This is a genomic window from Streptomyces sp. NPDC107559 (genome assembly GCF_055657365.1).
This window is the reverse complement of the sequence record NZ_JBVKBD010000010.1, coordinates 28851-55004: the sequence shown is the minus strand read 5'-3', so window position 1 is coordinate 55004 and position 26154 is coordinate 28851. Positions and strand designations below refer to the sequence as shown.

Sequence of the window (26154 nt, the reverse complement as noted above, 5' to 3'; positions counted from 1 at the left end):
GCGGCACTCCGGAGTTCAGCCCCCGCGCCCGGACCGCCCGCCCGGACCGCCCGCCCGGACCGCCCGCCCGGACCGCCCGCCCCGAGCTTGCGCCCGCGCCGAGCCCGCGCCCGCGCCGCGCCGCGCTTGCGCGCACCGTGTCACGCGATGTTCGCCCGGTGGACGCCCGCACTCCCGCCCGCGCTCATCTGCTTCCTCTCCGGCCCGAAGAAGCTGGCCGGGAGCACGGCGACCTTTGCACCGAAGGGCTGAGCACACATGCACCTTCCCTACCAGCGCGGCCCGTTGCACGACCTGCCCGACAGTCCGCAGGCCTACGACGCCGTCCTCGCCGACGTCACCGAGCAGGCACTGGCCCGGCTGACCCCGGACGGCAGCCTCGAACACCCCGCCGGCGGCGACGACATCGGCGACACCTCGCTCGGCGTCACCTCGCTGCTGGCGCTCGCCTGGCAGCGCTCCCGGGACCCGCGTCTGCCCGCGGCGGTCGGCCGCAGCCTCGCCTTCCACCTCCGCGAGCGCGTCTACCGCGAGGACAACCCCGGCTACCCCAACCTGCGGCGGCGCGACACGCAACTGCCGTACGCCCGCTATGTTCTGGAGGCGGGCGCGCACCCGATCGGCGACTGGCCGAGCACGGTGTGGGCGCTGCTCCAGGCGGTGAACGTGCTGGACGCGGCGGACGGGCTGGTCGCCGACACCCAGCGCGCGCAACTCCTCGACACCGCGCACGGCTACTGGCGCCGGCTCACCGAGGCGACCTTCTTCAACCCGCAGGAGGCGGGCAACCAGGCCATCGGCTGTGTCGTGGGCGGACTGATGCTGGCCCGCCATCTCCCGCCGGAGCAGGGGGAGTCGGTACGCTTACGCGCGCTCACGCTCTACGCCGACGAGATCCGCGCCCGCCGGATCCGCGACCGGGGCGCGCTGCTGCCCCCCGAGCACCGCGGGGCGTACGACAACAACTACGGCCCGATCTCCCTCTCCTTCCTCGCCCAGGCCCACCGGGTCAGCGGCGAGGGGATGTTCGCCGAGGACGGGGACGCGCTGGCCCGCTATCTCGACGCCCGGCTGACCAACGGCGGCTTCGACATCGGAGGCCCCCGCTACAGCGAACAGCACTCCGGCTTCGAATCGGTCCTGGGGCTGCGCTACTTCGGCCGGCGCATCGGCTCCGACCTGGGCCGCTACCGGGGCGACAGCCGCTGGGGCCGTCATGCGACCAGGGGCGGCGACGGTCTCGACGGCCACTTCGCGTTCATGCTGGTCTGGCAGATCCAGGACCCCACGCGGTGGCACCGCACGCCCGCCGCCTCGGCGGCACGGCACCAACTGCGCGCGGTTACCGTCTCGGTGGCCTTCGACGACCGGATGACCCCGGCGCTCGTCGAGGCGGCAGGCACGTACTGCCTCGCCGCCGCCGTGAACCGTCAGCACGGCTTCGGACCGGTGCTCGACGGCTTCCTGATGTGCCGCCCGGCGGGCGAGGTCCGCGTCCGGGACGTACGCGCGGACGGCCTGACGGCCAAACTGGTCACCAAGCCGGTCGTCGGCCGCGACCACGTGCTGCGCCATGTGCGGTCCCTGTACGTCACCGACGGCACGAGCCTGTGGACGACGGTCGTCGTGCAGCGGCTGGACGGTACGCCGTACCTGCTGGCCGGACTGCCCTACGCCGCCGACGACGGGGACCGGGTACGCAGGACCGCGCACGCGCGGGTGATGGCCGCGGGCCCGCTGCGGCTCACCCACCCCCGCTCCACCGGGGTCGACCACTTCGACACCCGCGCCGCGACCACGCAGGAGCAGGCCGCCTTCGCGCTGGCCGCCGACCCCCGGGTGTACGGCAACCCCGACGAGGGCTGGCGGCACCTGGTGTCCTCCAGCGCGCTGGAGGCGGACCCGGCCCCCGGCGCCCCGGAGCACCTGCATGTGTTCGCGGTGCGCTACGGCCCCGAGGGCGGCCCGTTCGCCCCCGCCTTCGAGGACGGCGCAACGGGCCTGACGGTCCGCACGGAGGCCTTCACCGCACTGATCGGACAGCCGGCGGGCGACATGTCGGGGGAACCGGAACTGACGCTCCACACCTGAGCGACGGCCGTCCCGCCCCCTTGTCAGGCACCTGCCGCGGCCTGCGGCAAGGCCGCCTCCGGCACCACCAGATCAGCCCGCTCCCGGGTTCCCGCCACCAGGTCGGCGTTGCGCTGGTCCGTGCCCAGTACCCACGCCACGGCCTCCTCGGGCCCCTTGCCGAACTCCTCGTGCCGGGCCACCAGTCGGCGGATCCGCTCCTGCTCGTCCACCTCGCAGAACCACACCTCGTCCAGCTGCGGCCGTAGCCGCGCCCAGGCGCCCGTGCCCAGCAGCAGGTAGTTCCCCTCCGTCACGACCAGCCGCGCCGTCGACGGCACCGGGACCGCCCCCGCGAGCGGCTGTTCCAGCTCCCGTTCGAACCCGGGCGCGTACACGGGGTCGTCCCCCTCCGACTCCTCCCGCAACCGCCGCAGCAACGCCGCGTACCCGGCCGCGTCGAACGTGTCCGGCGCGCCCTTGCGGTCCCGGCGGCCGAGCCGGTCCAGCTCGACGTCGGCGAGATGGAAGCCGTCCATCGGGACCTGCGCCACCCAGGCCGGCCCGTCCCCGTTCAGCTCCCGGACCAGCCAGGCGGCGAGCGTGCTCTTGCCCGCTCCCGGGCTGCCGGCGATCCCGAGGATCGCCCGCCGGCCCGGCCGCACGAGCGCGGCGGCCCGGCGCAGCAGGTCCGCGGAGGCCGGGCGCGAGGCGCCCTTCCCCGAAGTCGGATCGGACTCGGTCGGCGGTGCGTCAGGGGACATGAGGCGATCATCCAGCCGATCGGACGCCCTGACCAGGGAACGGGACGGCGGCCGAGCCGCCCGAACGCACCGGCTTCCGATTCCGCGGGCGAGCAGCCTTCAGAGTGCGTTGATCGCCGACGGCGCGCGTTCCGCGCGGGTCAGTGCGCGCAGCAGCGCCGTCCGGCCGTGCCGCCGGGCGGCGAGTCGGGCCAGCAGGGCCAGCACGGGATCGAACGCGGCGGCCGGGAGTTCCGGTGCGGGGATTCCCACGCTGACCGCCAGATCGTCCATGTGAACGGCGAGTTCCGTCATCCGCGTCACAAGGAAGTCGTCGAGGCCCAGGGCCCAACCTGTCTGGGGCAGGAATACGACCCGGTCGCCCGGGATCTCCGGCAGGGCGAACCGCTGTCGGGCGAGTTCCGCGTCGGTGTGCGCGAGCAGCGCACGAACGCCCCCGGACGCGATCTCCGCCCCCTTCGCCCGGATACCGGTGTTCACCGCGGCGTCGAGTGGCGCATCGATCCACGCGGCACGCGCATAGTGCTCGAGAAGGGGGATCGGTGCCTGCCCCGACGCGGATTCCCGCAGCGCCGGAGTCACGCTGAAGACCTGGTACGCCAGATGACCGGCCAAGGCGGCGACGGACATCTCCGCCAACGCGCTCGGCTTCTCCCAGGAAGCGGCGACCTCCGGCGCGCTCAGCAATGTCACCGCCTGAGTCGCGGCACCCAGATATGCGTCTGCGAGACCCATCACGCCCCCGTCACCGGTCGGCCCCGGTACGCCGATCGGCGACCGGGCAGCGCATCCGATCATAGGTCCGGGAACTGCGCCCGAAGCCGGATGCGGCACATCCGGGCGGACCGCGGTCGCGGCCCCCGGGCCGAGGAAGGGCTCGGTCTCGCGGCCATGGTGTGACAAGGTGCGACGAGGTGACGGGGAGACCGCGGGGAGGACGGCATGACTGAGCTTCGTAAAGGTGAGAACACGACTGTGGGCTCCGGGTGCGTCACCGTCGAACTGCACACGGTGGGTGACGCGGTCGATCTCAGCGCCCTGCTGGTCGCCGCGGACGGGAAGGTCAGGTCCGACGACGACCTGGTCTTCTACAACCAGCCCTCCGCCGAGTCCGGAGCCGTCCGGCACGTTGCCGCCGACGCCGGGGGGCCCGAGCGGATCGCCGTGGATCCGGCCGCACTTCCCACGGACGTGGACCGGGTCGTCCTGGTGGGCAGCTGCGACCCCGACGACACGACCCGTACCTTCAGTGGCGTCAAGGACGTGCTGGTACGTGCCGGGCAGGACGGTGCCGAACCGGTGCGGTTCTGCCCGCCTGCCCTCGTGGACCGCGAGCGCGCCGTGCTCCTGATGGAGCTCTACCGCCGAGGTCCGGTCTGGAAGCTGCGCGCCATCGGGCAGGGCTACGCCGACGGACTGGCCGGCCTCGCCACCGACTTCGGCATCCGGGTCGAGGAGTCGCAGTCCGCCTCGGCCGGGGAGCGTCCCGATGCCGTCCACGAGGGGTCCCCGCCCGACGCCCCTGCGGCGGTGCAGCCGGAGCCGGAGCCGGAGCCGGAGCCCGGCCCGCCGTCCGTCGGTGCCGCGGGGCCGACGAGCCTGCGCAAGCCCCCGCTGGGCAGAGTCAGCCTCGACAAGGGCGGCCGGATCTCGATCGGGCTGGACAAGACGGACCGCGACTCGGTGGTCACCGCCTCCCTGGAGTGGGACGGCGGCAGCGACCGGCGCCGCAGGATGGGCGCCGACCTCGACCTGTACGCCCTGTTCGTGCCCGCCTCGAAGGCCGTGCGCGGCGAGACGGCGCCCGGCACCCTCGTCAAGGCCGGTCATGTGGCGCAGGGCGAGCCGGTGCGCCCCCGGCCGGCGGTCGCCGGGACGAGGGCCGCTTCGGACACGGCGAACGAGGGGAAGGGCGGCGACGTCGTCTACTACAAGCACCTCGGTTCGGTGACGAGTCCGCCCTACATCTGCCTCGACGGCGACGCACGGGCTCCGGGCCGTGAGTCGCTGCGTATCGTGCGTCCCGAGGAGCAGGGATACGTCCTGCTGTGCGCCTACTCCGCCGTCAGCAACGGCTTCGGCTCCTTCCGCAGTTTCGGTGCGCGGGTCGTCGTCGACGACGGGCGCGGTTCCACCGTCACCGTCCCGCTCTTCGAGAACACCAAGACCCGTTACTGGGTGGCGATCGCCCTCGTCGACTTCACCGGTGCCGACGGTGCGGCGATCCACCACATCGAGGCCTACAGCGGCCGGATGACGGAACGCCGTCCGGTCCTCAACCCGGACGGGACCATCGCGATGAACGCGGGACCGGTGGAGTTCAAGCGACGCTGACCGGCGAAGCCCGGCACCGGGACGCCGAGTCGGCGAGATGTGGTGCGTGCCACCCCGTGGACGGCGTCGGGCGGGGAACGGTGAAGGTATGACGGAGCTCGGTCTGCCCGAACACATCGTGGCCTGCCTCTTCGACCTCGACGGGGTCGTCACCAAGACCGCCGTGGTGCACGCGGCCGTCGACCGGAGCGGACAGGCCGACGCCCTGCGCGCGCACGGCGCGGGCGTCGTCGTGCAGGACCTCGCCGAACTGGGGGGCCGGGCGTGATCACCCACCGCTCGTACACCGTGGAGCCGTGGGCCGTACGCGAGACGGATCTCGACCTCGACGTGCTCGCCCAGAGCGAGTCGGTGTTCGCGCTGTCCAACGGCCATGTCGGCTGGCGCGGCAACCTCGACGAGGGCGAACCGCACGGTCTGCCCGGCTCCTATCTCAACGGCGTGCACGAACTGCATCCGCTGCCCTATGCCGAGGCCGGCTACGGCTACCCCGAGTCCGGCCAGACCGTCATCAACGTCACCAACGGCAAGGTGCTGCGGCTGCTCGTCGACGACGAGCCCTTCGACCTGCGCTACGGACGGCTCGTCTCCCACGAGCGCGTCCTCGACCTGCGCGCGGGCGTGCTGGAGCGGGTCTGCGAGTGGACCTCGCCCGCCGGGACGACCGTACGGGTGCGTTCGACGCGGCTGGTCTCTCTCACCCAGCGGGCGATCGCCGCCGTGTCGTACGAGGTGGAGGCCGTCGGCGGGCCTGCCCGGGTGGTGATCCAGTCGGAGCTGGTCGCCAACGAGAGCCTGCCCGAACCGGACGGCGACCCGCGCGCGGCCAGGGCGCTGCGCTCGCCGCTGGAACCCGAGGAGGACTTCGCCGTCGGCCGGCGGTTGCGTCTCGTGCACCGCACCCGGCGCAGCGGCCTGCGGGTGGCCGTCGCCGCCGACCACACCGTGACCGGCCCCGAGCGGACCACCACCAGCGCCGAGAGCAACGTCGACGTCGCCCGGCTGACGGTCACCTCCGTGCTGGAGCCGGGCGAGCGGCTGGGGGTGGCGAAGCTGGTCGCCCACGGCTGGTCCGGCGCCCGCTCCCGGCCCGCGATGAGCGACCAGGTCGAGGCCGCCCTGGCGGCGGCCGCGCACAGCGGCTGGCCGGGCCTCCTCGACGACCAGCGGGCCTACCTCGACGACTTCTGGGCGCGCGCGGACGTCGAGGTCGACGGTGACGAGGAGATCCAGCAGGCGGTCCGCTTCGCCCTCTTCCACGTCCTTCAGGCCGGAGCCCGCGCCGAACGGCGCGCGATACCCGCCAAGGGGCTCACCGGCTCCGGCTACGACGGACACGCCTTCTGGGACACCGAGACCTTCGTCCTGCCCCTGCTCACCCACACCGCGCCCCAGGCCGTCGCGGAGGCGCTGCGCTGGCGGCACAGCACCCTGCCCGCCGCCCGGGCCCGCGCCGCCCAACTCGGCCTGCGCGGCGCCGCTTTCCCCTGGCGGACCATCGAGGGCTCGGAGGGGTCCGCGTACTGGCCGGCGGGCACCGCCGCCTTCCACGTCAACGCCGACATCGCGGACGCGGCGGTGCGTTACACCCAGGCCACCGGCGACACCGGCTTCGAGCGCGAGACCGGGCTCGAACTGCTGGTGGAGACCGCCCGGTTGTGGCGTTCGCTGGGCCACCACGATTCGGGCGGTGCCTTCCACATCGACGGCGTGACCGGGCCCGACGAGTACAGCGCCGTAGCGGACGACAACACCTACACCAACCTCATGGCCCGTACGAACCTGCTGGCCGCCGCCGACACCGCCGAACGCCATCCCGGGGAGGCCGCCCGGTTCGGTGTCGACGCCGAGGAGAGCGCGGCCTGGCGGGACGCGGCCCAGGCGATGCACATCCCCTACAACCACGAACTCGGCGTGCACGAACAGCACGAGGGCTTCACCCGCTACCAGCGCTGGGACTTCGCGGGCACCCGGCCCGACCAGTACCCGCTGCTGCTGCACTTCCCCTACTTCGACCTCTACCGCAAGCAGGTCGTCAAACAGGCGGACCTGGTCCTGGCCATGTACATCTGCGGCGACCACTTCGACGACGAGCAGGTCGCCCGCAACTTCGCCTACTACGAACCGCTGACCGTACGGGACTCCTCGCTCTCGGCGTGCTGCCAGGCCGTGGTCGCCGCCCAGGCCGGCCATCTCGACCTCGCCCACGCCTACGCGGCCGAGGCGGCGCTGATGGACCTGGTGGACCTGGAGCACAACACCCGCGACGGACTGCACATCGCGTCGCTGGCGGGCACCTGGACGGCGCTGGTGGCGGGCTTCGGCGGACTGCGCCGCGACGGCGGCACCCTCCGGTTCGCGCCCCGGCTGCCCGAGCGGCTGGGCCGGCTGGCCTTCACCCTCCAGCACCGCGGCCGCCGGCTGCGCGTGGAGATCGGGCAGGAGGAGGCCACGTACACCCTGCTGTCCGGGCCGCCGCTCACCCTGCGCCACCACGGCGAGTCCCTGTCCCTGGACGACGAAGGCCCCCAGGTCCGGCCGGTCCCCCCGGCACCGCCGCGCCCGGCCCCCGAACAGCCCGCCCACCGCACCCCGAACGCCCGCTGAGCCATGGGGTACAGGGCGCGGCGTGCGCGGAACCCCGCCCGGCTCCGCGCACCTTCGCCCTCGCCCCGCCGTCACACCCCTAACCCCAACTCCTTGTGCCACTTCGCGAGTTGCTGCTGCGGATCGCCGGTGTACGACCACGGCGTACGCGTCGCCCGGCGGCCGAGCATCCGCAGCAGCGCACCCGCGAACTCCTCGGCACCCGCCAGACAGGCCGCGTGCGCAAGGTGGTTGAGGTCGCGCAGCTCGCTCGGTTCGGCCGGCGCGCCGAGGTCGGCGCGGTCCGCGAGCCAGCGCTGCCAGGTGCGCCGTACGTCGCTCACCGCACCGGCGTTGTCCCAGTGCCGGCCCAGCCGCACCACGGCCCGGCTGCCCCCGGCCGCGTCCAGGGCGTAGCGGTACTCCTCGACCCGGGCGTACTGCACCAGCACCGGCAGCGCGCAGCCGGGCGGAGCCGCGCCCGCCGCGTCGCGGGCGAAGTCGTACATGATGCCGTGGGTGCCGTGCCAGCGCGCGGAGTAGTAGTGCAGCACCTGGAGGTGACCCTCCACGCTGTACGGGTCGCGCCGGTGCAACTCGTCCCACCAGCGCGCCAGTTCCTGCCTGCGCACCCCCGACGGGTACAGCCGGGCCACGGAGACCAGGGACACCCACGGCGTCGGGTCCTGGGGCAGGGCCTCGGCCGCCCGCAGGCACGCCACCACCGCGTTGTCGACCCGGTGCTGGTCGATGGGCACACCCCGGCCGGCGGCGATGGCCAGGGTGAAGGCCCGCACCGTCTCGGTGGCCGCCCGCAGCACCAGCGCGTCGGCGTTGTGCGGTTCGGCGGCCAGCCAGGTCTCGACCGCGGAACTGTCCGCGCAGGCCTGTGCGAGTAGCCGGACCCGGTGTCCCCGGGCGGCCCAGTCGGGGCCGGTGGCCCGCAGCAGTTCCCGCAGCCCCTGCCAGCGGCCGATGACGATGTCGTGCCGGGCGGAGGTGACGGCCGTGTCCCCGCAGTCGGGGTCGAAGTCGGGAACGAAACGGTCTCGCGCCATCGGAATCCCCTTCAGAAATCGGTGGGGAGACCCTCATGGGCGGCCGAGGCCGCGGCGGCACGGTCGGCCGGGACGTACTCCGTCGCGACCGTGCGGCTGGCGTCCAGCCGGGCGGGCCGGTAGTAGTCGCTGCCCTGCCGCCAGTACCAGAACATCGGGACCAGTCCGACGGCCAGCCCGCCGATGCCGATCGCGACGGCCGCCGCGCTCAGCTCGCCCAGCGACTCGACGAAGATCCAGAACATGAACAGGGCGCCGAACAACGGCCACACCCCGCCGAACACGAAGTGGGCGGGCGACCTCAGCAGCATCCTGCGGTAGGCGACGACCACCGCGAGGCCCGCGAGACCGTAGTACACGGCGATCTGGAGACCGATCGCCGAGACGGCGGCCGCGAGGATGTCGCCCACCGAGCCCAGCGCGTTGGCCGCGACGAACATCGCGAGCGCCACCGCGCCGACCACCGTGATCGCCACCCACGGGGTGTTCCAGGTGCGGTGCACCCGGCCCAGCGCGGCCGGCATCGTACGGTCCCGGCCCATCGCGAACAGCGAGCGGGTGACCTGGATGAGCGTGGTCTCCAGGGTGGCGATGGTGGACAGCATCACCGCCACGACCAGCAGCTTGCCGCCCCAGCCCGGCCAGATCTCCTCCCCGAGCGCCCCCAGCACGTTGGCGGCGTTGTCCTCGATCTGCCGGGTGGACAGGACCACGTTCACCACGACCGTGAACACCTCGAACAGCAGGAACACGATCCCCACCCCGATCAGGCCCGCGAGTCCTGTCGTACGGCGGCTGTTGCGGGTCTCCTCGCTCAGGTTGCTGGTGACGTCCCAGCCCCAGTAGTAGAACGCGGCGACCAGCGCGCCCGACGCGAACCCCGACACCCCGTCGAAGTGACCGAACCCGAACCAGGACCAGTCGAAGGCGCGGGCGTTGTCCGAGTGGAAGAGCGCGAGCACCGCGAACAGGGCCAGGACGGCCAGCTCGGCGCCGGACATGAGCAGTTGGGCGCGGACGGTGAGCCGCGCGCCGCCCAGCACCACGCCCAGCATCACCAGGAACCAGGCCGCGCCGACGAGCGTCGACAGGGCGGTGTCGTCGGCGAGGCCCTCGTCGAAGAGCGCGAGCGTCATCGAACCGGCGGGCAGCGAGCCGGCCACCATGAAGATGGTCGCCGAGACCACCAGCGCCCAGCCGCTGACGAACCCCAGGAAGGGATGGAGCGTGCGCCCCACCCAGGAGTAACTGGCGCCCGCGTTCACGTCGATGCGACTGAGATAACTGAACGCCAGCGCGATGCCGAGCATGGGTATCACGCAGTACAGCAGAGCCGCGGGACTGGCCAGACCGACCGTGCCGACCAGTACCGCGGTGGTCGCGGCCAGCGAGTAGGCCGGAGCACTGCCCGCGACCGCCATCATCACCGTGTCGAACGTACCGAGGACGCCCGCCTGGAGTCCTCTGCCCCTGCTCTTGCTCATGGCTGTGCTGCTTTCCGTCGTGCACGACGCGAGGGCGGCCGACCCGGCCCCGACGAGGTCGGGAGGTGGAGTGCGGCCGCCGTGCGCCGGAGGGGGATGGCCTCGGGTCAGGGACGGCGAAGGAGCCGGTGGCCGCCGCTCAACCGCTGTGTCGGCCGAAAGATCACACCGAGTGTGCGAGTGATGATAGCCCCAACATCCCCGGTCCCGTCCCCGGCCCGGCTCCCCGATACGGTCCCCGGGCCGGTCCCGGTTCAGTCCCCGATGCGGTCCAGCTGGCGCAGCTTGTTGGTGGCGTCCAGCGCCGCGACCTTGTAGGACTCGGCGAGCGTCGGGTAGTTGAACACCGCGTTGACCAGGTAGTCGACCGTTCCGCCGCAGCCCATGACGGACTGTCCGATGTGGATCAGCTCCGTCGCCCCGGTACCGAAGCAGTGCACACCGAGCAACTTGCGGTCCCCGGGGGAGACCAGCAGCTTCAGCATGCCGTGCTGGTCGCCGATGATCTGACCGCGCGCCAGCTCCCGGTAGCGGGCGATACCGACCTCGAACGGCACGCAGTCCTCGGTCAGTTGGTCCTCGGTGCGGCCCACGAAACTGATCTCGGGGATGGTGTAGATGCCGATCGGCTGGAGGTGGTCCATCTGTCCGACCGGCTCCCCGAAGGCGTGGTACGCCGCCGAACGTCCCTGCTCCATCGAGGTGGCGGCCAGCGCCGGGAAACCGATGACATCGCCGACGGCGTAGATGTGCGGCACCTCGGTGCGGTAGTGCTCGTCGACGGTGATCCGGCCGCGCGGATCGGCGCTCAGACCGGCCTTGTCCAGGTCGAGTCCGTCGGTCAGGCCCTGCCGGCCCGCCGAGTACAGCACCGCGTCCGCCGGTATCTTCTTGCCGCTCTCCAGGACGGTGAGCGTGCCGCGCGCATGGCGCTCGACGGAGGCGACCGTCTCCCCGAACCTGAACGCGACGGCGAGGTCGCGCAGATGGTACTTCAGCGACTCGATGACCTCGACGTCGCACATGTCGAGCATCCCGGCCCGCTTCTCGACCACGGTGACCTTGCTGCCGAGCGCGGCGAACATGGAGGCGTACTCCATGCCGATCACACCCGCGCCCACGATCACCATGGAACGCGGAACCCCGTCCAGGGTGAGGACGTTGTCCGAGTCGAGGATCGTCCGCCCGTCGAACTCCACGGACTCGGGCCGGGCCGGCCGGGTGCCGGTCGCGATCACGATGTGCTCGGCGGTCAGCAACTGGTCCTGGCCGTCGGCCTCGCGCACGGCGACCGTGTGGGCGTCGACGAAGCGGCCGACACCCGCGTACAGCGAGATCTGGTTGCGGGAGAGCTGGTTGCGGATGACGTCGACCTCGCGGCCGACCACGTGCTGGGTGCGCGCGGTCAGATCGCCGACGGTGATGTTGTCCTTCAGGCGGTAGCTCTGCCCGTACAGATCGCGCTGGGTGAGTCCGGTCAGATAGAGCACCGCCTCCCTCAGCGTCTTGGAAGGGATGGTGCCGGTGTGGATGGAGACCCCACCGACCATGTCGGGGCGGTCGACGACGGCGACCCGGCGGCCGAGCTTGGCGGCGGCGATGGCGGCCTTCTGGCCGCCGGGTCCTGATCCGAGGACGAGCATGTCGAAGTCTGGCACCCTCGGGAGTCTGTCAGCCCGAAGGTGCCTTTCGAAAGGGTGTACCGGCTTCTCGGAACCTTTCCGCCGGACAGGCCCTAGGGCAGCAGTTTCTCGATGGCGGCGGGACCCTCCCGGTCCAGCTTCCGCCGGGCCCATTCCAGGTTGCTCGGGGTCACGTCCCGGCCAGTGGCGAGCACCAGGTCCTCCGGTGCCACCTCCGTGCCGGTGCGGGTGTGGAGCAGGTTGTCCGGGGTGACGCGTTCCCGGGACTGCCGGGACGCGTCGGTCGGTGACGTCTCCATGATCACTGCTCCTCGGGTCCGTTGGGGACTGCTTCGGCCCGGTGCGGGCACCGGGTCCACTATCACCATTCATCGCGCGGGCGCGGCGCGCATCCGGAGGACACGGGTGCCCGGTACGGGCGGAAGACACCCGGATGATCCAACAGGTCCCCGGCCGGCCCGGCGAACCGCCCGAATTCCAGTAAATCCCCAGGTCAGCGCGGTGTCGCGAGAGCAGGGGCGAGGATGAGGCAGGTGACGTCGTCGTTGACCGTCGAGGTGCCGCAGAACCGCTGGACGTCGGCCCAGATCCGCTCGGCCAGGTCTTCGGGGTCGTCACCGTGCTCCGCGGCGAGCGCGGCGAGCCGCTCGGGCAGCGGGTAGAAGGCCCCGTCGGGGTCCCTGGCCTCCCAGACGCCGTCGGAGGCCAGCACGAGGCGGTCGCCCGGCCGCAGCCGCACCGTGCCCTCCGTGTACGAGGAGGCGTCGGGCAGCCCGAGGCCCAGCGGCGGCCGGGGGACGCTGCCGACCTCGCGGGCCGTTCCGTCGTGCAGCAGCAGGGGCGGCGGATGGCCGCAGGTCACGATCCGCACCGTGTCCGACTCCGGCGAGATGTCCAGCAGCACGGCCGTCGCGAACCGCTCGTCGCGCCGGTTCTGCGCCGCGTCCACCAGCAGCCGGCGGTCCAGCCGGCCGACGATCGACTCCAGGTCCGGGTGGTCCAGCGCCGCCTCCCGGAACGCCCCCAGCAGCAGGGCCACCGTCGCCACCGCCGCCAGCCCGTGCCCCTGCACATCGCCGAGCACGGCCCGTACGCCGTGCGGACCCTCGCGTACGTCGAAGAAGTCCCCGCCGACCAGCGTGCCGTGCTGTGCCGCGCGGTAGAGGGCCGCGCAGCGCACCGGGCCGACCCGCTCGGGCACCTCCGGCACGACCGCGCGCTGCGCCGCCTCGGCGACCGTGCGCTCCAGATCGAGCTGGGCGTCCCGGCGGCTGCGCACGTACGACACGAAGATGCTCAGCAGGGCCACGAAGCAGACGGTCAGCAGGTCGGTGTTGCCCGGACGGTTCAGCTGGAATGCCGGGACCATCAGCACCGCGACCGCGACGAGACCGAGCAGGGCCGTCGCGAGCGGCCCGTAGGACAGCACCGCCAGGGGCGGGATGGCGCCCAGGAGGAAGCCGATGTCGAGCGGACCGGGGCTCAGCAGCGTGACCACCGCGACGGTGCAGATCAGGACGGGCGGCAGCGCGCGGATCCAGCGGGGCGGCGGCGCGCCCCGCAGCCAGCCCCGGCGCTCCCGGCGGGGTGACCCGGCACGCACGCTTCCCACACCACCACGCTCCTACGTCCGCCCACGCGCCGCACGTCCGCAGGCCCGCGTCCGCCGACCGGCCGAGACCGCTGTCCGCTCGGCGGGGGCGGCGGGGGCGGCGGGGGTGGCGGGTCGGCGAACGCGGCGGACCGGCGGGGGCCGCGGGTCGACATCGGCCACTCTGCGTCGGCGGGGCCGCGGGAGCGGTTCGCGCCTGCCGGTCGGTCTCGATCGGTCCGCGTCCGGCGGTTCGCGCCTGCCGGTGCGTGGCGGCCGGGTCCGGGGCGGTCAGTCCGTGTCGGTGGTCAGCAGTGTCTCGGCCGCGGCGAGGATCTCGGTGACCCGCAGGGCGAATGCGGCGTCGCACGGGTGGGGGACGCCGGTGCGGGCGGCCTCGAGCAGGGCGTCGACGGCACGGCCGAAGGCGGGCAGGGCGCCCTCGGAGCGCTCCGGCAGCAGGGCCACCCCGTGCTCGCCCCGGAGCTCGACGGTCGTCCCCGCCGCCGCGGCCGGCGCGGTGAGGCTCAGGGTCAGGGTGCTGGAGGCGCCGCCGACGTGCCGGAGGACCACGTGGACGGTGTCACCGGGACCGGGTCCCGCGGCGGTCACCCGCCGGACGTCGCCGAGCACGGGCAGCAGCACGGACAGGGCATGCGGGCCCACGTCCCACAGTGCCCCCTTCTCCCGTCGCCACGGCGAAGCCGCGAACGGGCTGTCGGAGGTGAACACCGCGCCGAGCCACTGCGCCCGCCCGGTGAACCAGCCGCCCACGCCCGCCTGCTCGCCGATCCAGGCCGCGGAGTCCGTCAGGAAGCGGGTGGTGAAGAAGACCACCGAGGCGACACCGGTCTCGCGCACGGCGTCGACCACGGCGCGTCCCCGCTCCACGTCGGTCGCGACGGGCTTGTCGAGCAGCAGATGGCACCCGGCCCGCGCGGCCCGTGCCGCCAGGCCCGCCTGGATGTCCGGGGGAAGGGCCACGGCCACCGCGTCGACGTCGGCGAACAGGGCGTCCACGTCGTCGTACGACCGGGTGCCGTGCTGTTCGGCCAGTTCCTTGGCCGCGTCGGCGCGACGGCCCCAGACGCCCGCGAAGTCGACCTCGGGATGTGCGGCGAGGGCGGGAGCGTGGACCTGGTGTGCCCAGGGGCCGGTTCCGAGCAGTCCGATGCGCATGCCGCCGCCTTCCACCGTGCCGCACGGTTTCTCCGGCCGACGCCCTCGTGGCGGTCGGCCGTGGGCGAGCCTCGCACACGACCCGGCCGACATGCACGTCTGCCGGTGCTCCGTGGCCGGTGCTTCGTGGCCGGTGCCCGGTGCCCGGTGCCCCGGCGCCCGGTTTCCGATGCCCGGCGCCCGTGCTCAGGCCGCGCGGGCCGCCGGGGCGGTCCCCGGCCCGGCTTCGGGCCCGGTCTCGGGCGCGGGGTGCCCGGCGCGGTGTTCAGCGGGGCGCTCGGCGAGATGCCGACCGCGGTTCTCGGCCGCACCGCGGCGGCCGTCGCCCCGTATCAGCCGCAGATGCCGGCGCCCGCCGGCGTGCCGGCGACTCGCGCGGGCGGGAGGCAGCAGGTGGTCCTCCACCCGGTCCATCACGATCAGCAGGGCGGACAGCAGCGGCAACAGCAGAACGGCGATCACGATCACGACATCCCCTCCCGGCGATCCATCACCTGCGAGTGCTCCGGTCCCGGCGCCTGATGCGTGTCCGAAAGGTGAAGACTCCGTGATGGCCCGCGGCAGGTCGGTGCCGTCGACGGGAAAAGCCCTGTTGACAGGTTGCGTGAGCAATCCGGCTGCTCCGCAGGGAGTTTGGCGCACGGGCTGGAACAGCCGAAGGCCAAGTCCCTAGGATGTACTGTCAGTCGTGCAGGTGGCGCGGTACGGAGCTGGGGGAGCGATGCACATGGAAAAGCAGCTGTCCACGAAGATCGACGCCAATGTGCCCACTGCCGCCCGGATGTACGACCACTATCTCGGCGGCAAGGACAACTACGCGGCGGACCGGGCGGCCTGCGAGGAGCTCGACAAGGTCGTCCCCAGCACCCGTCGGCTCGCCGTGAACAACCGGCGCTTCCTCCAGCGGGTCGTCAGGACCCTGGCGACCGACTACGGGATCCGCCAGTTCCTCGACCACGGCTCAGGCCTGCCCACCCAGGACAACGTGCACCAGGTCGCCCAGCGCGTCGACCCCCGTACGCACGTCGTCTACGTCGACAACGACCCGATGGTGCTGGTCCACGGCCGGGCGCTGCTGGAGCAGGACGAGCGCACCACCGTCATCCACGCCGACCTGCGGGCCACCGACCAGATCTTCGACCACCCGGACACCCGGCGTCTGATCGACTTCTCGGAGCCGGTGGCGGTGCTGTTCAACTCGGTCTTCCACTGCATCCCGGACAGCGAGACCGACGGTCCGCAGGCCGTCGTCCAGCGGGTGAGCGAGCGACTCGCGCCCGGCAGCTTCCTGGTGATGTGCCAGCTGGTCAGCGAGGACGCCGAGGTCCGCGAATTCGTCACCGACTTCATGGACAAGGCCACGCAGGGACACTGGGGCCGGGTCCGCCAGGAGAAGGACGTCGCGGCCCTGTTCGAGGGCACGGACATCCTGGAACCGGGCCTGGTGGAGGTGTCCGGCTGGCGCCCCGACAACGAGGTGGCGCCGCGCCAGCTCACCCAGGAGTGGATCGAGTTCGGCGGCGTGGGCCGCCTTCGCTGACCCGCCTCCGGTCGTGAGCGTCGCTCACGACCGGAGATAGCGCCCCGTCATCGTCGCGCGCAGCAGCCGCACCGACTCACGCGGACTGAGCGCCTCGTCGGCCAGCCGGTCCAGCGCGAGCCGGTACTCCTCCGTCTCGTCCCGGTCCTCAAGGAAGTTCGCGCTTCTTATGTGCTCGAGGTAGACGACGTCGGGCAGGTCGAGCCCGCCGAAGCGCAGATAGGTGACCGGTATGGCGGGTGCCGACGCGTGCGTCACGTCCAGGGGCACGACCTGCACGGTCACATGGGGCCGCTGGGCCATCTCGATCAGGTGGGCCAGCTGTTCGCGCATCACCGTGGGACTGCCCAGCACCCTCAGCAGGACCGACTCGTCCACGACCGCCCACAGTTGCGGGGCGTCCTTGCGCGACAGCAGCTCCGCCCGGCGCATCCGCAGCTCGACCCGGCGCTGCACCTCGGCCGCCGACGCGTTGGGCAGGCCCCGCTCCACCACGGCCCGGGTGTAGGCGGGCGTCTGCAACAGGCCCGGCACGTACTGGATCTCGAACGTCCGGATGGTCGCGGCGGCCTCCTGCAACCCGACCAGACGGTCGAACCACTCCGGCATCAGCCGTTTGTCGTACCGCTGCCACCACCCCGGCTCGCCCGCGCGCTGGAGCAGCTTGAGCAGGACCGAGGTCGAGTAGGCGTCCGTGCCGTACAGCTCGAGCAGCGCCCGGACGTCGTGCTCCGTCGGCGGCCTGCGGCCCTTGCCCGACTCGATACGGGAGAGCTTCGCCCCGCTGAACCCCAGGGTGCGCGCCGCCTGGTCCTGGGAGAGGCCGGCGTCCTCCCGGAAGCCGGCCAGCTGCACGCCGACCAGCATCTTGAGCAAAGTCGGGGCAGGCTCGGGTCTGTCCAGATAGGGTTCGAGACGGGAGATGCGATGCGACTCGGCGGACATCCTGACTCCCAGCTGACCGGCAGAAGTGCCAACCACCCTATCGCACGCTTCCGGTCTCCTTCATGTGTGGCTGGAAAGCAGGGGAGTTGGATTCCGCTCTCGCTCACCGTCCGCTGCCGAGGCGGACTCACAGCAGATGATCGAACTCCCCCTCCTTCGCCCCGGCGAGGAACGCCGCCAACTCGGCCGGCGTGTAGACGAGCGCGGGCCCGTCGGGGTCGCGGGAGTTGCGCACCGCGATGCCTCCACCGGTCAGCGAGGCGACTTCGACACAGTTGCCCTCGGCGTTGCTGTGATGGCTCTTGACCCAGGTGACGTCCAGTGAACTGGCCCGCACACCGTTGCGTACTCCTGGCACCGACGTCTCCTTGCTGTTCGTTCCTCGCCGCTGTTCACGTTCCCGCCGACCCCGCGTACGACCGCTGACTTTCGCGCAATTTCTCGTGCAATTGCACGCGGAGGCCTTCAGCGTGGATAATAGCCGTGGCGTCAACCCCCGTGTGGACGCCGCAACCTGACCTCACATCAGGGGGATGCCGTGTCGTCACCTGCACCCGGAGCGGTCCGGCCGGCGGGCGAGGCCGCGCTGTCGGCGGGTGGGACCGGTATCAGTGGGGCGCCGGTGCGAACCGTCCACTCCGCATATCTCGGGGAGCGGCCGCCGCCGGGAGCCGGCTTGTCCAGCGGCTCCCGTGCCCCGGCCGTCCCGGGGGTCGGCCGCGGCCACGGAGGGCCCGTACCCGTCCGCTTCGCCGTCCGCCGTGCCGCCGGGACACCGTCCGGGCACGGCCCATGCCCCGTCCGAGGACCTGCGCGACCACGGGAGCCGGACCGTCCGGCCCCTGCGAGCACCGCCGCCCCCGCCGAGCCGTCGCCCCGCTCCCTCCGCTGACACGACCGCCGTGGAAAGGCCCTCCGCCATGCGCCCTGCTCCGACCGCACAGCCGAGCACGCAGCGCACAGACAGCGACACACCCGCGCGGGGCGTGGCCAGGACCGCCCCCCTGATGGCCCTGGGGCAGGTGCCCTGGCACGAGATCAAGGACTCCTCCGGTTCCGCGGCCGCGATCCCGCTGCTGCTCAACAGTGTCGCCTGGGGTGACGCCGAGACGGCCGGAAGGGCACTCGACGACTTGCGGAAACGCATCTGCCAGTTCGGCTTCGTCGTCGAGCAGGCCACCGCCGCCACCGTCCCGTTCCTCTGGGAGCTCGCCCGGCTCCCGCAGGTCACCTGCCGGGCGCAGATCATCCGGTTGCTCGGCAACATCGCCGACGCCCGCCAGTGGGAGACCACGGCCGCCGTCTACCCCAAACTGCTCAACCACCGCGAGAATCACGTCGTCTGGGAACGCAAGGCACGCCAGGCCGTCCGCGCCCGCCGTGCCGAGCTGAGCCAGCTGATGGCCGAGGACGACGCCGAGATCGCCCGCGCCACCACGGAGCTCGCCCGCGCGCTGGGGGAGTGAGTCACCCGTACCTTCCCCCTGTCCCGCCACGACGTCCTGGGCGTGGCGGACGCCCGAGCGCCCGCCGGGGCGCCGGTCAGGCCGCGCTGCTGCGGTGGGTACGGTGCCGGCACGCCGAGTCGTGGTCGGCGCCCAGGCTGGTCCACCAGCGCTCGCAGCACGCGGCGTCGAGCTGGGAGCGGACCGCCTGGTCCAGGGCGGTGCGGCGGACGTGCGCGGCCGGGGCCGCATGCAGCCGCCGCAGCCGGGCCACTTCCCCGCGGTGGTCGCACAGGACGCTCTCGCGCAGGACGGCGATCACCGGCACGAGACTCGCGGCCACGAACAGACACCCGGCCCATGCGGGCCCGAAGCGGAACTCGAGGACGGCGGGCCAGGCCAGTCCGGAGCCGGTGGCGAGATAGAGGGCGCAGAGGAAGCGGCTGGAGCGGGACATCGGGGTACACCGTTCGTTCAGAGGGGCGTGCCCCCTGTTCAACTGCATTCGGCTGATTTGGAAGCGGGCGGCTTCGGACGCGGTGCATGTCCGGCGGCGGAGCGGGCAGACGGAGCGGACATCCGAGAGAGGGGCGTCGCGTGCTGGTTCCGGACCCGAAGGTCGTCAGAAGACTGCTCACCCGCTACGCGTCGGTGCAGATCGCCCGTGCCGAGCGGGACGGCTTGGCCGCCGGGGTCCGGGAGTTGGAGGACGTCAGCTACACCCTGTGCGTCCTGATGGGAACCGAGGGGGTGCGTGAGGCGATCGCGCGGGCCGACGCCCTGCTGGCGTCCGGGGCGTCCGGGGCGTCCGGGGCGCGCGGAAAGACCGGTGTGTCGACGGCTGTCCGGTTCTCCCCCGTCTCTCCCGGAATTAACACCGAGGTGTGCGAGGGCGCCTAGACTCGGCAACCGTGCCGAGGCGCAGCAGCGCAAGAGGCGTACCAGACGAAAGGCACGTTGCCCGGTGTTCCACGATTCCCCCATCTACGACCGACTCATCGCGGAACGCGGAGATGTTCCCGGCCAGGTGCGCCGGGAGGCCGAACGTGTCAGCAGGGAGCTGGAGATAGTGCTGCGCCCGACGCAGGCGCTCGGTGGCTATCCCGAGACCGCGTCGCGTGCCTCCTCGCCCGGCGCCGGGTGGCAGCGGACGGCCCTGATGCCGGGGCAGTAGCCGCACGGACGGGCCTGGGGGCGCGGGCCGGGGTTCACGGCATGGCGGTGCCGGTGCAGTTGGCGTGTTCCGGGTGCGCGTCCGCCACCGGCCGGGCCAGCCATCGCGCGATGGCATGGGCGATGGGCTGGCCGGTGTCCACCTCGACGAACCCGAACTGGCCCGACTGGTTGCACTCCAGGAACCACCAGGTGCCGTCGGCGTCCTCGGCGAAGTCGAAGGCGCCGTAGGCCAGTTCCGCCCCGCGGAGGTAGGCCCGTACCCCGTCGGCGATCCGCGGCGGCACCTCGACGGGTCGCCACGGCACGGCGGGTGAGGCGTAGCGCACGTCCACCAGGTCCGGATCGGCGTCCGGGTCCGCCGCCTTGCGGGCCGCCAGCATCCGCTCGCCGACGACGGTCAACCGGATGTCGGCGCTCTTGGCGACCCGGCGCTGCAGCAGGGTCGGGCCGTACGCCACGGCCGTGAAGTCGGCGTCCGGAGCCACCCGGCTGGTCGGCACCGCCCGCGGCGGGTCCTGAGGATGCGCTCCCGATACGGGCTTCACGACCAGATCCGGATAGCGTTCCGCGAACTCGCGGGCGGCCTGCGGGAAGGTCGTGATCAGCGTGGCCGGGACGGGCAGTCCGGTGCGCTGGGCGAGATGCAGCTGCCAGGGCTTGTGCCGGGCGCGCACGGCCGCGTCGGGATGGTTCATCCAGCGTGCGCCGCTGCCGCGGAGCATGCCGTAGAGGGCCTGTGAGGACTCCTCGGCCAGCCAGGCGGAGGCGCCGGCGGCATGGGCGGCCGGGGCGCCGGGCCTGCGGACCCAGACGGAACGCAGGCCCTCGATGCTCACCAGGCGCCCCGCGGAGGACAGATGGCCGCGAAAGGAGCCGTGGACGTACTCGCCGGACAGTGCGACGCCGTTGGTGAGATCCGCCGGGTCGAGGCGGACCACGGGGACGCCCGTCGCGTTCAGGTGGACGATCACCATGTCCGTCGTGACGTCTTCTTCACAGGTAAGGATCAGTACGGTCATTGTCGGCCGCTCGTGTTCAGTCGTCGAAGTGGGTCTTCGAGCCCGCCGTCGAGGTCGTGGTCCCGAGTTCTCTCAGCAGGGCGTGGTCGCGGGCGGCTATCCGACCGTCGAAGAGTACGTTCAACTGCCGTCCGGAGTCGTAGGCGTACGGAGTCACGAACTCCAACTCCGCAGCTGGGCGTGCGTAGTTGAGCGCGAACGGTTGCATGGTCTCTCCCTCTTCGGTACTGCCTCGATCAAGCGGTGTCGCCCGGCCGCGTCACTCGGCCCGTTGTCTTCGTGCGACCCCCAGGTACTTATACGAATCGAACGGGTGATTGGTTTCCTTACTCTCCGTGACATTTGGCGCGAGGAGCGCCGGTTGGTCAGCCCTCGGCACCGAAGCGGTCGGGAGAACGGTGCAGGGTGCGGAGGGCGAGCAGGAGCACTCCGATGTCGTCGAGATAGACCGGATCGGGCAACAGATCGGTCGGCAGTACGAAATACAGGACCGCGCCCCAGAAGACCCAGCGCGGCCCGGTCGGGAGTCCCGCGCGGCGCAGGCCCCGCCTGGCCCGGACCAGCCGCACCAACACCCCGACGGCCAGGGCGAACAGAAGCGCCGCCACCACCGCGGCGACGGTGATGAACGTGGTGGTCGAATCCACGGACCCTCCCTCGCGCGGTCTGCCGCGCCGTGTCTGGTCTACCCCGGTTCTTTCCCCCGTCTTTGGTAGTCGAATGCCCGTTTTTGTCGGCGGAAAGCACGTTTGCTGAGGCCGCTTCACCCGGCTGCTCCAACCCGGCGGCGCGGGGCGCGCGGACGCCCGGTCATGAGCCGAGCCGAGTCGGGTGCCGCTCCGCGGGGGCGCGAGGACGACCGCACCCCGACTGAGCGCGCCACGGCGTCGGTTGAGTACTCTCCGTGACGGTCGGGGCGGGTCGGGAAGACCGCGGCCCGCACCGCGTCGGACGGGCCTGACGGCCCGGGTCTCCTGCACGGTGCGGGCCGTCGGCGGTCGGCCGTTGCCGAGCCGCAGGTCCGCCTGCTTCTACGCCTGCGACTGCGCCTGTTCCGCGCGCGGTTTCTCGTGCTCGGCCAGCAGTGCGTCGAGGACGTGCAGGGCGCGCCAGGTACGGGTCATCCCGAACGGCGCGGTGGCACGGACGGCGGCGCGGACCTCGTCGGGCGTCGCTCCCGCGCCCAGCGCGCGGCCCACATGGGCGCGGAAGCTCTCCTGGAGGGTCTGGTAGAGGACGTCGACCGTCATGGTGGCGAACGCCCGCTCGCGGACGCTGATCCGGGACATGCCGGCGCGCATCCGCGACTGCAGGTCCATGTAGTCGGCGAAGTCCGGATCGAGGGCGCGCACCTCGGCCCGCATCGCCATGGGGAGGGGGCTGCCCGTACCGTCAGCGTCCACCCGGTGACCCTGGCCCGTCGGTCCGGGCAGGCCGTGATCGCGCTCGATCTCGGCCAGCCGCTCCAGCGCGGCCAGCGCCGCCGGGTAGCCGCTGTCGTAGGAGATGAAGCGCAGCAGCTCGCGCAGATCGTCGGCGTCGACGCCGACGTCCAGGGCGGCCCGCACATGCACCTCGAACGGCATCCCGAGGGTCTGTTCGCAGACGTCGGCGACCAGGCTGAGAAGCGCGGACTCACGCGGCGTCAACCGCGTTGCCGCACGGCTGAGCCGGTACGTCGCAGCGGCCATCTCCGCTAACACCGGGTCCAGTTCCCCGACCGTGTCCTGGGTCGGCAGTGTCATGGTGACTCCTTGAGTGAACACCTGTAGGGCTACGACCGTAGCCCTACAGGTGTCCCGAATACAATGACCGACCATGGACGCGACGACTCCGGCCCGAACGACCGCCCGCACCGCGCCGCGCGGCCGCAACCCACGGGGCCAGGGCGAGCGGCTGCGCGGCGAGATCGTCGAGGCGGCGCTGCGACTGCTGGACGAACTCGCCGATGACCAGGCGCTGTCGCTGCGGGCGGTCGCCCGCGAGGTGGGCATCGCCGCGACCTCCGTCTACATCCACTTCGCCGACCGCGATGCGCTGGTGCTGGCCGCGCTGGAGCACTGCCACGCGGGCCTTGTGCGCGCGGTGGACGCCGCGGAGGCGGGCGTCGACGCGGTGACCGCCCTGCGCGCCCGGACGGCGGTGCTCGGCGCGTGGTCGCGCGAGCATCCGGGGCTGTACAAGGTGCTGCACGAGAGCACGCTCAACCGGCGGAGGGACATGCCCTTCAAGGAGGAGATGGCCGAGCGCACGACCGCGGCGATCCGCCGCTGCATGGATGCGGGGCTGGCGCCGCGCGGCGACGCGGAGATCGTCTCCATGGATCTGCGCACGGCCGTCCACGGCGCGGTCTCGCTCCGCGTCAACGAGCCCGAGCTGCCCTGGCCCCCGTTGGAGGAACAGGTGGACCGGTTCCTGGTGAAGCTCGTCGGTGTCCCGTCCGCGCGGAAGGGTGACGCGGAAGGGTGACGCGGAAGCGTGACGAGGTGGGGGCGTGAACCGGTTCGGTGCCGCGTGACGTGTGCGTCGGGTGCCGCGTTCAGCGGTCGGTCGAGGGCTCCGTACCCGTCGTACCGGCTGATTCGGCTGATTCGGCTGATTCGGCTGTTCCGGCGGGGGCGTCCGGGGTGGTGGTGGCGGACGGGGCCGCCCAGGGGCGTCCCTTCGGGCCGGCCTTGAAGCGTTCCAGGGTACGCGTCAGCTGCTGGAGCGGGGAACCGCTCGCGCGGGCGGCCGGGGGCCGTGCCGCGCCGCCCTCGCGGTAGGCGGCCAGCGCCTCGTTCGCCCGCTCGGCGGCCTCCCGGTACAGGTCGCGCGACTGCGTCATGGCCTCCAGCGCCTCGGCGTACATCGCCACGAGCTTGCGCTCACGCGCCAGTTCCTCCTCCAGCGTCAGCAGCCGCCAGTCCTCCCGCAGTTGGGTCAGCGCGGTCTCGGCACCGGCCGGCAGCGGCCTGGGCGACGCGGCGAAACGTGTCACGGCGTCGAGCACCTCGCTCGGCTCCGAGCCGTCCAGGAAGACACTGCGCACGGAGAACGCCGACGCGTCGTAGCCGGGCGCGGCCGGGGTCCCGGGCAGCAGCACGGCGCCGCCGCGCGGCAGTTCCACGCCGAACTCGCGCAGCGCCCAGTTCACCGAGCGCAGCTGGTGCGGCGCGGCGCGGTGCTCCACCACCCGGTGGTGCAGACCGGGTCCGAGCAGCGGGGTCAGCGGGCGGCGCCCCCGCTGGTCGGGCGTCATGGCCTCGTGGACGACGAGATGGACGGCCCAGCTGCCGCGCACCGCGGCGCGCAGCAGACGCCGCAGCTCCTTGTCGTCCTCGGGGAGCGGGTTGGTGTCGAGGAACCTCAGACGGGTGGTGGCCTCGTGGTCCCAGGCGGTGTCCCGCTCCTGTGGCCAGAACATGGCGGCCGGGGAGGGCCAGCGCTGGTCCCACGGCTGCTCGGCCTCCGCGACCAGCGTCCAGTCCTGCCCGAAGGCCGTGTCCTCGGTGAGCGTCAGCCGCGCCCGCACGGTCACCTGCGCTCCGGCCGACCAGCGGGCCTCGAAGATCCGCTCGTCCGGGGCGCCGTCGGACTGCGGCACTTCCAGCCAGTCCAGGATGACTTCGGTGTCCTTGAGCATGCGGAGGTTCTTGCGCAGGACGTCGGCCGCTGCCGGGCCGAGATGGCGACCCCGGACGAGCCAGACGGTCGGAGGAAGGGTGGGCTGCGCGGTGGGAGTGGTCGGCATGAGTCCATCTGTGGTGCGGGGACGACGTGCGTGAGCCAGTATCGTCGTCCCAGGATGCATACGGCCAGGCGGGGGTCGCCCGGCGCGTCGCATCCATGCGGTGCGCGACGGTCTGCGTGTACCACCGGCGCGCACCCGTGACCGGCGCCCGCTCCGGCGCCCGGCGGTCGCGGCCGGACGGGTCGCCGCCGTGCCTCAGGGCCGGGGCGGACGGGCCCTCGCGGTGCTGCCGGGTCGAGTCGGGCAGCGATCGTCCTCGGCCATAACCGCGCATGTTCCTTTGGAAAATGCCAAAGCCCTCACCCGCGGCCGACACATTCCGTAGTCTCAACATCACGTTCGCGATACATCCGTGCGGGAAGGGGGGTTCCTGCGTGCCCGGAATCGACGAGAGTCTGCTGGACGCCATGCGGGTGCCCGGTGCCCGAGGCGCGGCGGTGGTCGACTGGGTCAGCGGGCTCGCCCTGGGCGTGGTCGGCGAGGCGGCCGGCGGGGACCACGAGGCCGCGGCCGCGGAGACCGCGGAGTTCGCCAGGGCCGCGCTGGAGAGCCGCTCCTTCGCGTCCGGGGACGCGAGCGACGGGGCGGACGTCGGCGACGGGGCGGAGGCCGACCCGGACACGGCACCGCCCGTGCACGACGTGATCGTCACGACCGTCGACTCCTACCACGTGATCACTTTCGTCTCCACCCCCTTCGACAGCAGCGTCTTCCTCCACCTCTGGCTGAACCGCGCCGACGGAAACCTGGCCCTGGCCCGTATCAGGCTGGCCGAGACGGCGAATCGGCTGGTGCTCGGATGACCCCGTTACCGCTGACGGACGCCACCGTCCTGAACTCGCTCGAAAGCCTCGCCGCCGACCGCGCGACCGGTGCTCTCAGCGGTGAGCGCGGCACCTTCTACCTGCTGGCCGGACACATCGCGCACGTGGACTCCCCGTTCGCCCCCGACCTGGGCCTGCTGCTCACCGGCAGCGGTGCGGTCGACCCCGACGGCTGGCAGGAGGCGCTCGACCGGGGCGGCAGGCGCAGCAGCGTCGGCCGGCAACTCGTCGACAGCGGGCGGCTCGCCGCCGGGGCGCTGGAACTGTGCCATCTGGGCGTGCTGTTCGACGCCGCGTACTTCGCCCTCGGCCGTACCAGCCGCGCGCCGCGCTTCCGCCCCGACATCGGCCACTGGCTCGGTGCGGTGCGGCCCGTGCCGGTGGACACCGTCGTACGGGAGTCGCAGCGGCGGCGTGACCAGCTCCAGCGCATCTGGCCCGAGCCCGACATCGACAACGCCCCCCTCGTGCGGGTGCCCGGCGTCCGCGCGGCGACGCTGCCCGCCCGCCGCGGCCGTGCGCTGGCGCAGGTCGACGGAGTGCGCACGGCCGCCGAGATCGCCTCGGCGCTGGCCTGGCGGACGTTCCCCACACTCGTCGAACTGCGGCGCCTGGCCGCCGACGGTCTCGTCACCACCGTATCCGCCCCGCCCGTGCCCTCCGCCCCGGACCTTCCCTGGCAACCGGCGGCCCAGGACGAGATCGACACCGCCCTGCTGCGGCGGCTTCGAAACGCCTTGGAGGCCCTGTGATCCGCGCGCGA

The 26154-nt window shown here is 72.5% G+C and carries 28 protein-coding genes; 11 read left to right on the top strand and 17 right to left on the bottom strand.

The annotated features are described in order from the left end of the window. Window positions 1-258: 258 nt before the first annotated feature. Complete coding sequence (locus ACZ7OY_RS27255) at window positions 259-2091, top strand: hypothetical protein (protein WP_471913794.1); 1833 nt, start codon at window positions 259-261, stop codon at window positions 2089-2091. A 23-nt stretch (window positions 2092-2114) separates the two neighbouring features. On the opposite strand, the gene ACZ7OY_RS27250 is transcribed toward ACZ7OY_RS27255, so the two are convergent. Both ACZ7OY_RS27250 and ACZ7OY_RS27245 read right to left on the bottom strand, forming a co-directional pair. Continuing rightward, window positions 2115-2834: a nucleoside/nucleotide kinase family protein gene (locus ACZ7OY_RS27250; RefSeq protein WP_471913793.1), complete on the bottom strand. Its 720-nt coding sequence runs from the start codon at window positions 2832-2834 to the stop codon at window positions 2115-2117. A gap of 99 nt (window positions 2835-2933) precedes the next feature. Beyond that, a complete protein-coding gene (locus ACZ7OY_RS27245; protein WP_471913792.1) occupies window positions 2934-3569 on the bottom strand; it encodes a maleylpyruvate isomerase N-terminal domain-containing protein in 636 nt (211 codons plus the stop codon). A gap of 207 nt (window positions 3570-3776) precedes the next feature. Here ACZ7OY_RS27245 and ACZ7OY_RS27240 point away from each other — a divergent pair, with 207 nt between their 5' ends. From ACZ7OY_RS27240 to ACZ7OY_RS27230, 3 genes are all read left to right on the top strand, one after another. Next, complete coding sequence (locus ACZ7OY_RS27240) at window positions 3777-5168, top strand: TerD family protein (protein WP_471913791.1); 1392 nt, start codon at window positions 3777-3779, stop codon at window positions 5166-5168. A gap of 88 nt (window positions 5169-5256) precedes the next feature. Further along, window positions 5257-5436 (top strand): hypothetical protein, encoded by a 180-nt coding sequence (locus ACZ7OY_RS27235; protein ID WP_471914014.1) that lies wholly within the window; start codon window positions 5257-5259, stop codon window positions 5434-5436. Further along, on the top strand, window positions 5433-7775 hold the full coding sequence (locus tag ACZ7OY_RS27230; RefSeq protein WP_471913790.1) for a glycoside hydrolase family 65 protein: 2343 nt from the start codon (window positions 5433-5435) through the stop codon (window positions 7773-7775). The genes ACZ7OY_RS27235 and ACZ7OY_RS27230 overlap by 4 nt, the downstream gene beginning before the upstream one ends. 71 nt (window positions 7776-7846) lie before the next feature. Here the strand turns inward: ACZ7OY_RS27230 and ACZ7OY_RS27225 are convergent, their stop codons facing one another. The 7 genes from ACZ7OY_RS27225 to ACZ7OY_RS27195 all read right to left on the bottom strand — a co-directional run bounded on the left by ACZ7OY_RS27225 (window position 7847) and on the right by ACZ7OY_RS27195 (window position 15177). After that, a complete protein-coding gene (locus tag ACZ7OY_RS27225; protein WP_471913789.1) occupies window positions 7847-8812 on the bottom strand; it encodes a hypothetical protein in 966 nt (321 codons plus the stop codon). 11 nt (window positions 8813-8823) lie between these two features. Then, window positions 8824-10296, bottom strand: coding sequence for an APC family permease (locus ACZ7OY_RS27220; RefSeq protein ID WP_471913788.1), 1473 nt, complete (start codon window positions 10294-10296; stop codon window positions 8824-8826). Between the two features lie 254 nt (window positions 10297-10550). Continuing rightward, window positions 10551-11954 (bottom strand): Si-specific NAD(P)(+) transhydrogenase, encoded by a 1404-nt coding sequence (gene sthA, locus ACZ7OY_RS27215; protein ID WP_471913787.1) that lies wholly within the window; start codon window positions 11952-11954, stop codon window positions 10551-10553. A 77-nt stretch (window positions 11955-12031) separates the two neighbouring features. Continuing rightward, window positions 12032-12238 (bottom strand): hypothetical protein, encoded by a 207-nt coding sequence (locus ACZ7OY_RS27210; protein WP_471913786.1) that lies wholly within the window; start codon window positions 12236-12238, stop codon window positions 12032-12034. Between the two features lie 194 nt (window positions 12239-12432). After that, window positions 12433-13551 (bottom strand): PP2C family protein-serine/threonine phosphatase, encoded by a 1119-nt coding sequence (locus ACZ7OY_RS27205; protein ID WP_471913785.1) that lies wholly within the window; start codon window positions 13549-13551, stop codon window positions 12433-12435. A 270-nt stretch (window positions 13552-13821) separates the two neighbouring features. Then, window positions 13822-14709 (bottom strand): Gfo/Idh/MocA family protein, encoded by an 888-nt coding sequence (locus ACZ7OY_RS27200; RefSeq protein ID WP_471913784.1) that lies wholly within the window; start codon window positions 14707-14709, stop codon window positions 13822-13824. 186 nt (window positions 14710-14895) lie between these two features. After that, complete coding sequence (locus ACZ7OY_RS27195) at window positions 14896-15177, bottom strand: hypothetical protein (protein ID WP_471913783.1); 282 nt, start codon at window positions 15175-15177, stop codon at window positions 14896-14898. A gap of 253 nt (window positions 15178-15430) precedes the next feature. Here ACZ7OY_RS27195 and ACZ7OY_RS27190 point away from each other — a divergent pair, with 253 nt between their 5' ends. Beyond that, on the top strand, window positions 15431-16249 hold the full coding sequence (locus ACZ7OY_RS27190; RefSeq protein WP_384724549.1) for an SAM-dependent methyltransferase: 819 nt from the start codon (window positions 15431-15433) through the stop codon (window positions 16247-16249). A 24-nt stretch (window positions 16250-16273) separates the two neighbouring features. Here the strand turns inward: ACZ7OY_RS27190 and ACZ7OY_RS27185 are convergent, their stop codons facing one another. Beyond that, window positions 16274-17194, bottom strand: coding sequence for a helix-turn-helix domain-containing protein (locus tag ACZ7OY_RS27185; RefSeq protein WP_471913782.1), 921 nt, complete (start codon window positions 17192-17194; stop codon window positions 16274-16276). A 127-nt stretch (window positions 17195-17321) separates the two neighbouring features. Further along, on the bottom strand, window positions 17322-17552 hold the full coding sequence (locus ACZ7OY_RS27180; RefSeq protein WP_471913781.1) for a DUF397 domain-containing protein: 231 nt from the start codon (window positions 17550-17552) through the stop codon (window positions 17322-17324). Between the two features lie 562 nt (window positions 17553-18114). Here ACZ7OY_RS27180 and ACZ7OY_RS27175 point away from each other — a divergent pair. Continuing rightward, window positions 18115-18660, top strand: a complete 546-nt coding sequence (locus tag ACZ7OY_RS27175) for a hypothetical protein (protein WP_471913780.1) — start codon at window positions 18115-18117, stop codon at window positions 18658-18660. A gap of 76 nt (window positions 18661-18736) precedes the next feature. Here the strand turns inward: ACZ7OY_RS27175 and ACZ7OY_RS27170 are convergent, their stop codons facing one another. Further along, window positions 18737-19096, bottom strand: a complete 360-nt coding sequence (locus tag ACZ7OY_RS27170) for a hypothetical protein (RefSeq protein WP_471913779.1) — start codon at window positions 19094-19096, stop codon at window positions 18737-18739. A 140-nt stretch (window positions 19097-19236) separates the two neighbouring features. Here ACZ7OY_RS27170 and ACZ7OY_RS27165 point away from each other — a divergent pair, with 140 nt between their 5' ends. Continuing rightward, window positions 19237-19539, top strand: a complete 303-nt coding sequence (locus ACZ7OY_RS27165) for a DUF5133 domain-containing protein (protein WP_471913778.1) — start codon at window positions 19237-19239, stop codon at window positions 19537-19539. Window positions 19540-19603: 64 nt separating this feature from the next. Next, on the top strand, window positions 19604-19813 hold the full coding sequence (locus ACZ7OY_RS27160) for a hypothetical protein (RefSeq protein ID WP_351606527.1): 210 nt from the start codon (window positions 19604-19606) through the stop codon (window positions 19811-19813). Between the two features lie 34 nt (window positions 19814-19847). Here ACZ7OY_RS27160 and tgmB read toward each other — a convergent pair whose 3' ends face one another. From tgmB to ACZ7OY_RS27140, 4 genes are all read right to left on the bottom strand, one after another. Continuing rightward, window positions 19848-20834 (bottom strand): ATP-grasp ribosomal peptide maturase, encoded by a 987-nt coding sequence (gene tgmB / locus ACZ7OY_RS27155; RefSeq protein ID WP_471913777.1) that lies wholly within the window; start codon window positions 20832-20834, stop codon window positions 19848-19850. Between the two features lie 16 nt (window positions 20835-20850). Then, complete coding sequence (gene tgmA, locus ACZ7OY_RS27150; RefSeq protein ID WP_152887452.1) at window positions 20851-21042, bottom strand: putative ATP-grasp-modified RiPP; 192 nt, start codon at window positions 21040-21042, stop codon at window positions 20851-20853. Between the two features lie 157 nt (window positions 21043-21199). Continuing rightward, window positions 21200-21481 (bottom strand): YkvA family protein, encoded by a 282-nt coding sequence (locus ACZ7OY_RS27145; RefSeq protein ID WP_351606533.1) that lies wholly within the window; start codon window positions 21479-21481, stop codon window positions 21200-21202. A 384-nt stretch (window positions 21482-21865) separates the two neighbouring features. Further along, window positions 21866-22579: a carboxymuconolactone decarboxylase family protein gene (locus ACZ7OY_RS27140; RefSeq protein WP_471913776.1), complete on the bottom strand. Its 714-nt coding sequence runs from the start codon at window positions 22577-22579 to the stop codon at window positions 21866-21868. 73 nt (window positions 22580-22652) lie between these two features. Here ACZ7OY_RS27140 and ACZ7OY_RS27135 point away from each other — a divergent pair, with 73 nt between their 5' ends. Further along, window positions 22653-23303, top strand: coding sequence for a TetR/AcrR family transcriptional regulator (locus tag ACZ7OY_RS27135; protein WP_471913775.1), 651 nt, complete (start codon window positions 22653-22655; stop codon window positions 23301-23303). A gap of 70 nt (window positions 23304-23373) precedes the next feature. Here ACZ7OY_RS27135 and ACZ7OY_RS27130 read toward each other — a convergent pair whose 3' ends face one another. After that, entirely contained in the window at window positions 23374-24567 is a 1194-nt protein-coding gene (locus tag ACZ7OY_RS27130) for a hypothetical protein (protein ID WP_471913774.1), read from the bottom strand. A 374-nt stretch (window positions 24568-24941) separates the two neighbouring features. Here ACZ7OY_RS27130 and ACZ7OY_RS27125 point away from each other — a divergent pair, with 374 nt between their 5' ends. Both ACZ7OY_RS27125 and ACZ7OY_RS27120 read left to right on the top strand, forming a co-directional pair. Continuing rightward, window positions 24942-25370: a hypothetical protein gene (locus ACZ7OY_RS27125; protein WP_471913773.1), complete on the top strand. Its 429-nt coding sequence runs from the start codon at window positions 24942-24944 to the stop codon at window positions 25368-25370. After that, window positions 25367-26143 carry a hypothetical protein gene (locus ACZ7OY_RS27120; RefSeq protein ID WP_384724540.1) on the top strand — a complete coding sequence of 259 codons (777 nt, stop codon included), beginning with the start codon at window positions 25367-25369 and terminating at the stop codon, window positions 26141-26143. The genes ACZ7OY_RS27125 and ACZ7OY_RS27120 overlap by 4 nt, the downstream gene beginning before the upstream one ends. Window positions 26144-26154: the final 11 nt, after the last annotated feature.

What these genes read in the sequence shown, in the direction of transcription:
- ACZ7OY_RS27130 (WP_471913774.1), bottom strand. Translation starts at nt 24,567, where the DNA reads ATGCCGACCACTCCCACCGCGCAGCCCACCCTTCCTCCGACCGTCTGG.
- ACZ7OY_RS27245 (WP_471913792.1), bottom strand. Translation starts at nt 3,569, where the DNA reads ATGGGTCTCGCAGACGCATATCTGGGTGCCGCGACTCAGGCGGTGACA.
- ACZ7OY_RS27190 (WP_384724549.1), top strand. Translation starts at nt 15,431, where the DNA reads ATGCACATGGAAAAGCAGCTGTCCACGAAGATCGACGCCAATGTGCCC.
- ACZ7OY_RS27175 (WP_471913780.1), top strand. Translation starts at nt 18,115, where the DNA reads ATGCGCCCTGCTCCGACCGCACAGCCGAGCACGCAGCGCACAGACAGC.
- ACZ7OY_RS27240 (WP_471913791.1), top strand. Translation starts at nt 3,777, where the DNA reads ATGACTGAGCTTCGTAAAGGTGAGAACACGACTGTGGGCTCCGGGTGC.
- ACZ7OY_RS27185 (WP_471913782.1), bottom strand. Translation starts at nt 17,194, where the DNA reads ATGTCCGCCGAGTCGCATCGCATCTCCCGTCTCGAACCCTATCTGGAC.
- tgmA (WP_152887452.1), bottom strand. Translation starts at nt 21,042, where the DNA reads ATGCAACCGTTCGCGCTCAACTACGCACGCCCAGCTGCGGAGTTGGAG.
- ACZ7OY_RS27255 (WP_471913794.1), top strand. Translation starts at nt 259, where the DNA reads ATGCACCTTCCCTACCAGCGCGGCCCGTTGCACGACCTGCCCGACAGT.
- ACZ7OY_RS27225 (WP_471913789.1), bottom strand. Translation starts at nt 8,812, where the DNA reads ATGGCGCGAGACCGTTTCGTTCCCGACTTCGACCCCGACTGCGGGGAC.
- ACZ7OY_RS27250 (WP_471913793.1), bottom strand. Translation starts at nt 2,834, where the DNA reads ATGTCCCCTGACGCACCGCCGACCGAGTCCGATCCGACTTCGGGGAAG.
- ACZ7OY_RS27210 (WP_471913786.1), bottom strand. Translation starts at nt 12,238, where the DNA reads ATGGAGACGTCACCGACCGACGCGTCCCGGCAGTCCCGGGAACGCGTC.
- ACZ7OY_RS27120 (WP_384724540.1), top strand. Translation starts at nt 25,367, where the DNA reads ATGACCCCGTTACCGCTGACGGACGCCACCGTCCTGAACTCGCTCGAA.
- ACZ7OY_RS27170 (WP_471913779.1), bottom strand. Translation starts at nt 19,096, where the DNA reads ATGTCCCGCTCCAGCCGCTTCCTCTGCGCCCTCTATCTCGCCACCGGC.
- tgmB (WP_471913777.1), bottom strand. Translation starts at nt 20,834, where the DNA reads ATGACCGTACTGATCCTTACCTGTGAAGAAGACGTCACGACGGACATG.
- ACZ7OY_RS27140 (WP_471913776.1), bottom strand. Translation starts at nt 22,579, where the DNA reads ATGACACTGCCGACCCAGGACACGGTCGGGGAACTGGACCCGGTGTTA.
- ACZ7OY_RS27200 (WP_471913784.1), bottom strand. Translation starts at nt 14,709, where the DNA reads ATGCGCATCGGACTGCTCGGAACCGGCCCCTGGGCACACCAGGTCCAC.
- ACZ7OY_RS27235 (WP_471914014.1), top strand. Translation starts at nt 5,257, where the DNA reads ATGACGGAGCTCGGTCTGCCCGAACACATCGTGGCCTGCCTCTTCGAC.
- ACZ7OY_RS27135 (WP_471913775.1), top strand. Translation starts at nt 22,653, where the DNA reads ATGGACGCGACGACTCCGGCCCGAACGACCGCCCGCACCGCGCCGCGC.
- ACZ7OY_RS27220 (WP_471913788.1), bottom strand. Translation starts at nt 10,296, where the DNA reads ATGAGCAAGAGCAGGGGCAGAGGACTCCAGGCGGGCGTCCTCGGTACG.